Genomic DNA, 11,289 nt, shown 5'->3' on the forward strand with positions numbered 1-11,289 from the left:
CCTCATCCGGCGCGCATCTCCGCGACCCGCCGCAGGTGCTCGCCGCGGTGGGTCAGCACCCAGATCCCCGCCATCAGCGCGACCGCGGCGAGGGCTTGGCCCGCCAGCGCGGGCGGGGAGGTCTCGACGCGCTCGCCGAGCCAGCTCACCCCGATCGCCATGCCCACCAGCGGATCGACCGCGGTGATCACCGCCAAGGCGGGGGAGATGAACTTGCCCTGCTGGAAGGTGTTCTGGCTCAGCAGGAACCCCACCGGCCCCAGCGCGCACACGACGTAGAGGGTGGGGTGCACGAACGGTTCGGCGATGCCGCCGTGGCGGAGCTGCTCGGCGACCACCTTGATCAGCCCCGCGGTGACGCCGTAGAGCACTCCTGTGGCCAGCGCCAGCGCCAGCACCCGCACCTCGCCGGGGAACCGGTGCGCGGTCAGCACGCATGCCAGCACGACTACCGCGAGCAGCACGGCCAGCGGTCGCACGTCGGTCGTCGCCGTGAACCCGGTGCCCTCCCCGGCGGGCCGTGCCAGCAGCAGGAACAGCGCCAACCCCGCCATCACCGCCAACGCGCCCAGCACCAGCACCCGGTCGAGCCTGCGGTGCGCCATGCCGGCCGCGAACACCGCCCCGAACAGCACCGAGGTCACCAGCAGCGGCTGGACCAGCACGAGCGGGCCGAACGCGAGCGCCACCATCTGCAGCGCCAAGCCCGCCAGGACGGTCCCGATGCTCAGCAACCAGATCGGCTTGCGGACCAGGTCCCACAGCAGCCGGGGGTCCAGTGTGCGGCTGGTGGGCACCTGCTTGGTCGCCCGCTGCTGCACCGCGCTGGCCAGGCCGAACCCGGCCGCGCCGAGCACCGCGGCGGGCACCGCCACGACCAGCGTCGTGCCCGTCGAACTCACGAGTCGACGCCTGCCGGCTCGGCTTCGCGCAACGCGGTGAACGCGTCGCGCAGGTGGTCGGCGAGCTTGTCCACGTCGGCGAACAGGCCCGGATCGGTGGTGATGCCGATGCCGGTGCGCTCCGCCCAGTGCAGCATTCCGACGGCCAGGCCCACGCCGTCGGCCAGCGGCAGCACCGGGTGCGCGGTGTGCAGCGACGCCCCCGCGATCGACGCCGGTTCGACCCGGCCCGGCATGATGGAGACGAGCGCCTGGAAGAACCGCGCGCGGTACGCGGCCCGCACCGCGCGGGCGTGCAACGGCGCGGGCAGCGCGGCGAGCGCGCGCAGCACGGCCGCGGCGGCCTGCGGACGGCCGTGCGCTTGGGAGCGGCCGAGCCGGGCCGCGACCTCGTTGAGCCGGCGCCGCGGTGCCATCGGGCCCAGCGGCAGGTCGACGGCCACCCCGGCCGCGTGGTTGCCGAAGTCGTCGTCGCTCTCGCCGGTGCTGCGCGGCACCATCGCGCGCAACGACCGCTGCACCGCGTTGTTCTCGTCGAGCCGGTGCAGCGCCTCCGCCAGCACCGCCAGCAGCAGCGCGCTGCGGGTGACCCGGTGGGCGCTCGCGCAGTCGCGCACTTCGTCGGCGGGCAGCTCCAGCCACGCGAACCGGCGCGCGGAAGTGCTGTTCCTCGGCGCGGTCGCGGCGGGTGCGGCACTCGTGGCGGCGAGGCTGAGCAGGCCGCGCAGCACGATCGCGGCCCTGCGCGGCCCCGACGGGACCGGTGCCGCGGGAGCGGGCGGCTCCGGTGGGACGTCGGAGACGAGGCGGAGCAGCGAAGAGGTCATCGCCAGTCCGTCGCCCAGCGCGTGGTGCATCTTGATCAGGATCGTCACCCGTTCCGTGCCGGGTTCGCGGACGAGCTTCGCCGACCAGGGCGGCCGGTCCCGGCGCAGCGGGGTCGTGAAGAAGTCGCGCTCGACCTCGTCGCGTTCGCGGGGGTCGCCGGTGCGCAGCTCGTGGTGGCTCAGGTGGTCGGGCACGGAGATCTCCCGGACCGGCACCCAGCACGGGCGGTGGCCGTGGGGCGTGCTCAGCCGGTGGTGCAGCATCGGCAGGTCCGGTGCTCTGCTGCTGATCAGGCCGCCGAGGTGGTCGATCCAGTCGGCGGTCGTCATGGCCCGGTCCGTGGAGCTCAGCGACAGGACGGCACCGGTCTGCTGGGGCACTTCGGCCGAGTCGGCGTGCACGAAGAACGCGTCCTGGGCGCGCAACCGCCGGGGCTGGGACGGCACCCGCAGGTGCGCGAGTTCGGCTACCTGGTCCGCGAACCGGCCGGTGGCGGCGAGGTGGTCGAGCACGCGCTGCTCGGCGGCGCGCAACTCGGCCGGTTCGGCGAGCAGCCGGTGCACGGTCTTGGTCAGCGCGCCCGCGTCCTCGCACAGCTCGGCCAGTCCCGCTTCGGCCATCAGCAGCGCGTTGGCGCGGCCGTGCCCGGCGATGGGTTCCACCATCAGCACCGGGCGACCGCACGCGAGCGCTTCCAGCGCGGTCGCGCCGCCCGCATTCGTCACCACGACGTCGGCGGCGGCCGTGTACGCGGGCACGTCGCGCACCCAGCTCAGCGGAACCAGGCGAGCGTCCTGGTCGGCGCGGTGGCGCAGCCGCCGCAGCAGCGCGTCGTTGTGCCCGCACAGCACCACGACGCGGTCGATCCCGGTGCGCAGCGCGGCCTCGGCGGCGCGCTCGACGGAACCGAAACCCAGCGACCCGCAGGAGATCAGCAGCACCCGGCCCTCGGCGGGCAGCCCGCAGTCGCGGCGCGCGGCGGCCTTGTCGCGGGGGTGGAACCGGGTCTCGACCGGAGGGGCGCTGACGGCGTGCACCGAGCGGGGTTGCGCGCGGTGCGCGGCGCGCAGCCCGTTCTCGCTCATCACGTAGTGCAGGTCGATCCGGGAGTACACCCAGAACGGGTGCGGGGCGAAATCGGAGATCACCGCCGCGATCGGCACGTCGAGCTGACCTCGCCCGCGCAGCCAGTCCAGACCGGCGGTGCCCAGCGGGTACGTCGAGACGATCAGGTTCGGGCGGCGCGCCGCCAGCAGCGGGCGCAGCCGCCGTCCGCACCAGGACCCGACGAAGCGGCGGCAGCCGTCGGCGAACCACCGCTGCCGCCACAGCGCGGCGTAGAAGAAGTCGTAGAGCCACGGGGTGGATTCGACGTTGGTCACGTAGATCCGCTGGAAGGTCCGCGGCACCCAGGAACCCATCAGCTCCAGCGCGTCCACCCAGGTCACCGAGCACTCCGGCCAGCGGGCGCGGGCGGCCTCCTCCACGGCTCGCGCGGTGGCGTTGTGCCCTTCGCCGATGGTGGCGCTGACCAGCAGGAGGCGGCGTGGCGGCTGAGTCACGAGGCGAGCTCCTTCCGAGGACGGCTCGTCGTTCCGGAGGCTAACCGCGCCGCCGGGGCTCGGCTTGATGAGCGGATGCGGCTGGTGAGCTCGTCTCGGGAAGGGGCGGTGTCCGCCGGATTGCCCGGCGCTGTGCCGCGGTCACGATGGTGGGCGGACTGGTCGACGGCCCGGTCGACCGGACGGGACGGAGGAGCGCGCATGACCGGCAAGCAGGAAGCGGCGGCCAAGGTCCGGGAGAAGAAGACCGAGCTGGGGGTGACGTGGGCGCAGCTGGCGGAGGCGGTGGGCAGGCCGGTGGCGTGGACGACCTCGGCGCTGCTGGGCCAGCACCCGATGCCGGAGCGGGAGGCGCGGGCGGCGGTGGAGCTGCTGGAGCTCGGCCCGGACGTGCTGCACGCGCTGCGGCTGCAACCCACCAGGGGAGCGCTGGACGCGGCGGTGCCCACCGATCCCACGACGTACCGGTTCTACGAGGTGCTGCAGGTGTACGGGCCGACGCTCAAGGAGCTGATCCACGAGGAGTTCGGCGACGGCATCATGAGCGCGATCAACTTCCGGCTCGACGTGCGCCGCGCGCCGGATCCGAAGGGTGACCGCGTGGTCGTGACGCTGGACGGGAAGTTCCTGCCCTACGAGTGGTGAGCTAGCCGCCGGTGGCGGCGAGGAACGCGTCGCGGACCTCGCCGGTGGTGTGCGCGGGCCACAGCGCGTGCAGCGGGGCGAACACCGCGGGGCGCAGCTCGACGACCTGGGTGCGCCCGCCCGCGGCCGGTCCGGGCGGTGCGGTGACCAGCGCGACGTGGTTCGTGGCGATGACGGCGGTGACCGGCGGAGTGCCCTGGATCGGGTTGCGCACGTAGTCCGGTTCGAACCCGGCCTGGCGGCAGTGCGCCAGCAGCAGATCGGTGTAGCCGGACCGGCCGGGGTCGCCCCAGACGACGAGCCGTTCCCCGGCCAGCTCGGCCAGCCGCACGTGGTCGCGCCCGGCGAGGTGGTGGTCGGCGGCCACGGCGACGGCCAGCCGGTCCTGGGTGAGGGTGGTGCGCGTCAGCCCGCGCTCGGGCCGCATGCCCCGGCACAGGCCGAGGTCGATGTCGCCGCCGATCAGGTCTTCGGCCAGCCGCGGCGGGTAGTGCTGGTGCACGTCGGTGTGCAGACCGGGCAGGTCGGCCAGCGCCGTGTGCACGAGCGCGGTGACCTCGTCGCTGGTCACCGCCGGGGTGTGGCCGATGCGCAGGACTTCGGTGCCACCCCGCCCGATGCGGCGCGCCCGCTGCAGCGCCGAGCGGGCGACGCCGTGCAGGACACGGGCGTCGTCGATGAGCGCCTGCCCCGCGGGCAGTGCCGTGACGCCGCCGGCGTCCCGGCGCAGCAGGGGGACGCCGACCTCGCGTTCGAGGCTGCGCACGGAGGTGCTCAGCGCCTGCTGCGAGAGGTGCAGCCTGGCCGCCGCGCGGGTGAACCCGCCCTCTTCGGCGACGGCGACCAGGTGCTCCAGCTTGCGCAGGTCCAGGCCCACGTCAGGACCTCGACGCCGAGCGCGCGGTGCTCACGAGTTCCGCCGCGAGCGTGGCTGTGGTGGCCAGCCCGATCGCCAGCACGGCGGGACCGATGCCGAGGGCGTCGCTGGTTGCGGCCAGCACGAGGACCAGCACGGCACCGGCGGCGATGATGATCGGCCTGCCGACGGCGCCGGTGCCGGTCATCCGGTGCAGCAACAGCAGGACCAGCAGGAACAGCCCGACCGGGACGGCGAGGGCGAACGCGTCCGCGTGGACCGAGGTGTGCGCGGTGTGCTCGGCGATGTTGAGCGCGGTGTGCAGCCCGGACCCGACCGCGGCGATCGAGGCGAAGATCAAGTAATGGCCGTATCCCCAGATCAGCGCGGTCCGCAACGACGCGAAGGTGGTCTCGGCGCCGGTGAAGTAGATCCACCACAGGGAGAACACGAGGACGAGCCCGCCGAGGATCACCATCAGGACGGACGGGGACAGGCCGTGCTCGGAGATCGCGTCCTGCACGCCGGCCAGCGTGGCGAGGATGACTTCGCCGAGCACGATGATGGTCAGCAGGCCGTACCGCTCGGCGATGTGCTCCGGGTGCCAGCTGGTGGCCTCGCCGCGGTACTCCGCCCAGATGGGCACGAGCATCTCGGCGACCGCCAGCGCGACGAATCCGATGAGCCCCCAGGGCTGCGGGAGCGCGAGCCGGGCGATCCAGCCGAGCTGGACCACGGCGATCCCGGTGGCGTAGCGCAGCGCGGTGCGGCGTCCCTGCGCGTGCTCGGCCGCCGCGCGCAACCACTGCCCGATCATCGCCACCCGCATCACGACGTAGCCGATCGTGATCACGGTGAAGTCGTACTCGGTGAACGCGGCCGGAACGCCCGCGGCGAGCACCAGCACTCCGGCCATCTGCAGCAGCGTCAGCAGCCGGTACGGGACGTCGTCGGTGTCGTAGGCCGAGGCGAACCAGGTGAAGTTCATCCACGCCCACCAGATCGCGAAGAACACCATCAGGTAGCCGGCCAGCCCGGCCCCCGCGTGCCCTTCGCTGAGGGCGTGGTGCCACTGGGTGGCGGCCTGCGACACGGCCACCACGAAGCACAGGTCGAACAGCAGCTCCAGCGGCGTCGCCGCACGGTGCCCCTCGCGCGGGTCCCGCGCGCGCATGACCGTGTGCCAGTCGGCGATTCCTCGTTCAGTCACGTTCCCTCTCCTGGCGTGTCCGGAGCACGCTCCCCGTGCCCGTGGGGCGGCCGACCCCCCGCTCCGGCCGCCCCACGATCCTGCGTCACCCTCTCGGGTGGTCCGATCAGCGGGTGGTGTAGCCGCCGTTCGCGAAGATCGTCTGCCCGGTGATCCACCAGCCCTCGGTAGCGAGGAAGCGCACCAGCGGCTCGATGTCCTCGATCTTGGTGAGCTGGTTGCCGAGGCCCTGGGACTTGTGGAACTCCACCCGCTCGGGGGTCTCCTGCGGGTAGAAGAACGGGGTGTCCATCGGGCCCGGCGCGATGTTGTTCACCGAGATGCCGCGGTCGGCGAACTCCTTGGAGGCGGCGCGGGTGAAGTGCTCCAGCGGCGCCTTGCCGCCCGCGTAGGTGGAGTAGCCGTCGGTGAACGCCGCCAGCAGCGCCGTCACCAGGTTGATGATCTTGCCGTTGTCGTTGATCCGGCGACCGGCCTCCTGCAGGAAGAAGTACGCGGCCTTCGCGTTGATCGCGAACATCCGGTCGTACTCCTCCTCGGAGGTCTCGACGATCGGCTTGCGCAGCACCATGCCGGTGGTGTTGACCGCGACGTCGACCCCGCCGAACTCGTCGACCGCCACGTCGAACAGCCGCCGCACGTCGTCGACCTGGGTGAGGTCGCCCTGCACCGTGACCGCGGCGGAACCCGCGGCCCGGATCGCCTCGGCGGTCTGCTCGGCGTCGGCCTTGGAGGTGTCGGAGTGGTGGTGGACCACGACCTTGGCACCCGCCTCGGCGAGTTTGGTGCTGATCAGGCCGCCGAGGTTCTTGCCGCCTCCGGCGACCACCGCGACCTTGCCGTCGAGCGTGTGCGCTGCCATCTCGCCCTCCTGTTGATCGGTCGGCCGGCGATACCCCGTTCGCAGCACGGGTTCGCCCCTGTGCCGACGACGTTAGGCAGGATGGGCGAACAGGGGAAACGCGAACGTCGGGTAGCCCGACAAGGTCGGTTGATAAGTCCAGGTCGCCGCGCGTGCGGGGTCAGCTGCAGACGCTGCTCAGCGCGTCCCCGAGCTCCTCGCCGTGCAGGTCGTCGAGGCGGTGTTCGACGACGGTTCCGAGCACGGCGACGGCCAGGTCCGCCCGGCAGTGGGTCGTGGGGGAGCGCACGGGTTCTGTCGCGCGCAGTTCGCGCACCGCCTCGGCGCTGATCCGGTCGAGTCGCGGACGCACCTGCGCACCGAGGTCGGGCCGGTGCGCCGGACGCAGTTCCGGGTGCTCGTCCCAGCGCTCGTGCAGTCCGCGCTGGACGTCCTTGCCCGCCTCGATCTGGTCCCGGAAGAACCGGATTCCGACGGCCGGGTCCAGTCCGGACGCGGAGGACAGGTCGGCGACGGTGTCGAGGACCTCCTGCTCGCGCCGCGGATCCTCGATGGGGGTGCCGGTGCCGTACTTGGCGGCGGCGACCTCGTCGGCGAGCAGCAGCCGTTGCGCGGCGAGGTCGACCAGCGGGGCGAGCCGGGCCCGCGATTCCGCGGCGGGCTCGGGGGCGCTGAGCGCGGCCGGGGCGGTGATCGCGCTCAGCGCGCTCAGCACGGCGGCGGTGATCGTGGTCGATCGCAGGTTCATGTCCGCTCCTCGTGGTCGGGTGCGGAGGAGTCTGCCGTGCCGAAGGCGGAGGTCAGAAGCGGACACGCCCCGGCGTGTCGGACGCACGACCGGTCGTGGCACGGATTCCGCGCCGCGCGATCCACTGTGTATCCGATGTGGACGAAAGCGCACGAGCGCGAACGCGGACCGACGTCGGGTCCGACGTGCAGGAAGGCGATGCGATCACCGTCGTTGATCCGAAATGGACAGTCGAGGTGCGGCGCAACGGAGTGCGCCACTGCTCCTGTCGGCGTAACCGGAGGGCGGATCTTTATCACCCGCGTGACAAAGAAATCCGGCCGCGGCTCAGCTCGCTTGACGTGCTCGGCGCCGACGTCGAAAAGTGGTCGGATCAGTCCGGCGGAGATCCGCAGAACCGGCGAGGGAGCGTTCATGGCGAAGGAAGGCCGAAGCGACCGTGCGGGAGCGGTGCGCAGAACCGTCCACGGCGCGCGCGGAATGCGAGTGCTGGCGCGAGCAGGCATGGCCTCGCCCGCCGCGCCGGGCCAGGCGCTGCGCGGACTCGCCGACGTGCGCGCGTGGGGGCCGCTGGTGGGCGCCCTGCGGCACGTGTCCCGCACCCGGCCGGACGCCGTCGGGCTCATCGACGAGCGCGGCGGCATGACCTACGCCGAGCTGGACCGCGCATCGGACCGGCTGGCGATCTCGTTGCGGGACAGGGGATTCGAGGCCGAGCACACGATCGCCGTGCTGTGCCGGGATCACCGCTGGCTGGTGCTGAGCCTGCTGGCCTGCGGCAAGCTCGGCGCGCACGCGGTGCTGGTCAACACCGGGTTCGCCGCGCCGGAACTGACCGAAGTGCTCGCCCACGAGCGGGCCGCGGCGCTGGTGGTCGACGCCGAGTTCCAGCCGCTGGTGGCCGAGGCGCGGCTGCGGCTGCCGTGCTTCCAGGCCTGGCCCGCCGCCGGCGCGCGGCGCGGCACGACGCTGGAGGACCTGCTCGAGGAGGCCCGGCGGGCGCCGGAACCCGACCCGGTGGTGCCGCAGCCGCGCCGTCCGGGCGGTGTGGTGCTGCTGACCAGCGGCACCACCGGCCGCCCGAAAGGCGCTCGCCGCGAGGTGCGGTCGGCGTTGAGCGCCGCCGAGTTCCTGGACCGGATCCCGCTGCGCTCCGGCGAAGCCACCTTCATCGCGTCCCCGCTGTTCCACGCCATCGGCTACTCGCAGCTGACGCTGGCGTTCGGACTCGGCAGCACCGTCGTGGTGCGGCGCAGGTTCGACGCCGAGCAGGTGGCCCGCGCGGTGCACGAGCACGGGTGCACCGCGCTGGTGCTGGTGCCGACGGTGCTGCAGCGGCTGCTCGACCTGGACGAGGACTTCCTGCGCGCGACCACGTCGACGTTGCGCGTGGTGGTGGTGTCGGGTTCGGTGCTGGCGCCGGAACTGGTGCAGGACGCCGCCGAGCTGATCGGTGAGGTGCTCTACAACCTGTACGGCTCCACGGAGGCGGCGGTCGCCGCGGTCGCGACGCCGCGAGAGCTGCGCCGGGCCCCAGGAACGGTGGGGCGCAGCCCGCGCGGGTGCGCCGTGCGGCTCTACGACGCGGAGAACCGGCGCATCACCCGGCCCGGCGCGGTGGGGCGGATCTTCGCGGGCGGGCCGCTGATGTTCACCGGGTACACCAGCAGCGCCGGCCGGCCGCAGATCGACGGGCTCGTCGACACCGGGGACCTCGGCCACCTCGACGACTCCGGCCTGCTGTTCGTGGACGGCCGAGCCGACGACATGATCATCTCGGGTGGGGAGAACGTGTTCCCCGCCGAAGTCGAGCACGTGATCGCCACCCACCACGCCGTCAAGGACGTCGCGGTGCTCGGCATCGCCGACGCGGAGTTCGGCCAACGCCTGCACGCCTACGTGGTGCCCATCCCCGGAGCCGAGCTGCACCCGCAGGAGATCGTCGAGTTCGTCCGCGCCCGGATGGCGCGGCACAAGGTCCCCCGCGAGGTCGAACTGGTGCGCTCGGTGCCGCGCAACCCCACCGGCAAGATCCTGCGCCGCGCCCTCGCCGAACCGCGCTGAACCCGCAGCGCACCGCAGTGTCCGAAACTGTCAATGATCTGACCGTCGGCGTCAGACCGGACGAGCGAACCCGGCTTAACGTGATCGTGTCCGCAGCGCACGAACACGAGGAGCATCCATGTCGCCGATCCGCCAACCGCATGTCGCCATCATCGGCAGCGGGTTCGCGGGCATCGCGGTGGCCGCTCAGCTCAAGCGCGCCGGGCACACCTCCTTCACGATCTTCGAGCGCGCTCCCGGCGTCGGCGGGGTGTGGCGCGACAACACCTACCCGGGCGCGGCCTGCGACGTTCCCTCGCACCTGTACTCCTACTCGTTCGTGCCGGAACCCACGTGGCGGCGCCGGTTCGCCGAGCAGCCGGAGATCCTGCAATACCTGCGCCGCTGCGTCGAACAGCACCGGCTGACCCGGCACCTGCGGTTGAACACGGCCATCGAGGCGGCCGACTACGACGAGAGATCCCGGCGCTGGCGGCTGCGCACCGGTTCGGGCGAGGTCGTCGAGGCCGACGTGCTGGTGCCCGCGGTGGGCCAGCTCAGCGAACCGCTCATCCCGGAGCTGCCGGGCATGGGCGACTTCGCGGGCCCGATGTTCCACTCGGCCCGCTGGGACCACCAGGTGGACCTGCGCGACAAGCGGGTCGCGGTGATCGGAACCGGGGCGAGCGCGGTGCAGTTCGTGCCCGCCATCGCGGGCCGGGTGCGGGAGCTGACGGTGTTCCAGCGTTCCGCGCCGCACGTCGTGCCGCGGCCCGACCGCGCCTACCGGCCCTGGCACCGGTTCGTGTTCCGCAACGTGCCCGGCGCGCAGTCGCTGGCGCGGTTCGGCCTGTGGAGCTTCTTCGAGGCCGCCGGTCGCGGCCTGACGACGGCGCAGCCCATCGGCAAGGTGTTCTCGCTCGTCGCGGGCTGGCACCGGTCCACCCAGCTGCGGGCCGAGCAGGTGAGCGACGACCTCGCCCCGGACCATCCGATCGGGTGCAAGCGGGTGCTGTTCTCCAGCGAGTACTACCCGGCGTTCAACCGGCCGGGCGTGCGGGCGGAGACCAGCCGCATCGAGCGGGTCACGCCGCAGGGCCTGCGCACCGCGGACGGCACCGAGCACCCGGCCGACGTGGTGATCTTCGGAACGGGGTTCGACGCGAGCAACTTCCTGTCCTCGATGGCGGTGCGCGGTGTCGGCGGCACCCGGCTCGACGAGGTGTGGGAGCAGGGCGCCCGCGCCTACCTGGGCATGGCGGTGCCGCGGTTCCCGAACATGTTCGTGATGTACGGCCCGAACACCAACCTCGGTTCCGGTTCCGTCGTGCACATGCTGGAGAGCCAGGCCAAGTACGTGGTGCGCCTGGTGCGCAGGCTCGCGCGGCGTCCCGGCGCCGCGCTGGAGGTGCGCCCGGAGGCGGCGGAGCGCTTCGACCGCGAGATCCAGCAGCGGCTGCGCGACAGCGTGTTCACCTCCTGCCAGAGCTGGTACCGCGACGAGAGCGGCCGGATCAGCACGAACTGGCCGGGTTCGATGACCGAGTACCGCCGCCGCACCCGCTGCCCCGACCTGTCCGACTACCAGGTGCTCGCGCCGTCCACGACATGATCGCCCGACGCGGCGCGGCCG

Annotated in this window: 9 protein-coding genes; 3 read left to right on the forward strand and 6 right to left on the reverse strand. The window is 72.7% G+C overall.

The genetic code is table 11. The features are described from left to right. Nucleotides 1–2 precede the first annotated feature (2 nt). Both BJ969_RS11215 and BJ969_RS11220 read right to left on the reverse strand, forming a co-directional pair. Nucleotides 3–902: a DMT family transporter gene (locus BJ969_RS11215; RefSeq protein ID WP_184478880.1), complete on the reverse strand. Its 900-nt coding sequence runs from the start codon at nucleotides 900–902 to the stop codon at nucleotides 3–5. Then, nucleotides 899–3,292 (reverse strand): MGDG synthase family glycosyltransferase, encoded by a 2,394-nt coding sequence (locus tag BJ969_RS11220; protein WP_184478881.1) that lies wholly within the window; start codon nucleotides 3,290–3,292, stop codon nucleotides 899–901. The genes BJ969_RS11215 and BJ969_RS11220 overlap by 4 nt, the downstream gene beginning before the upstream one ends. A 201-nt stretch (nucleotides 3,293–3,493) precedes the next feature. Between BJ969_RS11220 and cynS the strand changes: the two genes are divergently transcribed. Further along, nucleotides 3,494–3,937: a cyanase gene (gene cynS, locus BJ969_RS11225; RefSeq protein ID WP_184478882.1), complete on the forward strand. Its 444-nt coding sequence runs from the start codon at nucleotides 3,494–3,496 to the stop codon at nucleotides 3,935–3,937. Nucleotide 3,938: 1 nt separating this feature from the next. On the opposite strand, the gene BJ969_RS11230 is transcribed toward cynS, so the two are convergent. The 4 genes from BJ969_RS11230 to aroQ all read right to left on the reverse strand — a co-directional run bounded on the left by BJ969_RS11230 (nucleotide 3,939) and on the right by aroQ (nucleotide 7,613). Beyond that, entirely contained in the window at nucleotides 3,939–4,814 is an 876-nt protein-coding gene (locus BJ969_RS11230) for a LysR substrate-binding domain-containing protein (RefSeq protein ID WP_184478883.1), read from the reverse strand. 1 nt (nucleotide 4,815) lies between these two features. Continuing rightward, nucleotides 4,816–6,003 (reverse strand): low temperature requirement protein A, encoded by a 1,188-nt coding sequence (locus BJ969_RS11235; RefSeq protein ID WP_343071341.1) that lies wholly within the window; start codon nucleotides 6,001–6,003, stop codon nucleotides 4,816–4,818. A gap of 106 nt (nucleotides 6,004–6,109) precedes the next feature. Next, nucleotides 6,110–6,865 carry an SDR family oxidoreductase gene (locus tag BJ969_RS11240; RefSeq protein ID WP_184478884.1) on the reverse strand — a complete coding sequence of 252 codons (756 nt, stop codon included), beginning with the start codon at nucleotides 6,863–6,865 and terminating at the stop codon, nucleotides 6,110–6,112. A 160-nt stretch (nucleotides 6,866–7,025) separates the two neighbouring features. Continuing rightward, a complete protein-coding gene (aroQ, locus tag BJ969_RS11245) occupies nucleotides 7,026–7,613 on the reverse strand; it encodes a gamma subclass chorismate mutase AroQ (RefSeq protein WP_184478885.1) in 588 nt (195 codons plus the stop codon). 450 nt (nucleotides 7,614–8,063) lie between these two features. On the opposite strand from aroQ, the gene BJ969_RS11250 reads away from it, so the two are divergent. Continuing rightward, nucleotides 8,064–9,677, forward strand: a complete 1,614-nt coding sequence (locus BJ969_RS11250) for an AMP-binding protein (protein ID WP_343071342.1) — start codon at nucleotides 8,064–8,066, stop codon at nucleotides 9,675–9,677. Between the two features lie 118 nt (nucleotides 9,678–9,795). After that, the gene (locus BJ969_RS11255; protein WP_184478887.1) at nucleotides 9,796–11,268 is read left to right on the forward strand and encodes a flavin-containing monooxygenase; all 1,473 of its coding nucleotides are present in this window, start codon (nucleotides 9,796–9,798) and stop codon (nucleotides 11,266–11,268) included. Nucleotides 11,269–11,289: the final 21 nt, after the last annotated feature.

Source organism: Saccharopolyspora gloriosae, assembly GCF_014203325.1.
Lineage (GTDB): Bacteria > Actinomycetota > Actinomycetes > Mycobacteriales > Pseudonocardiaceae > Saccharopolyspora_C > Saccharopolyspora_C gloriosae.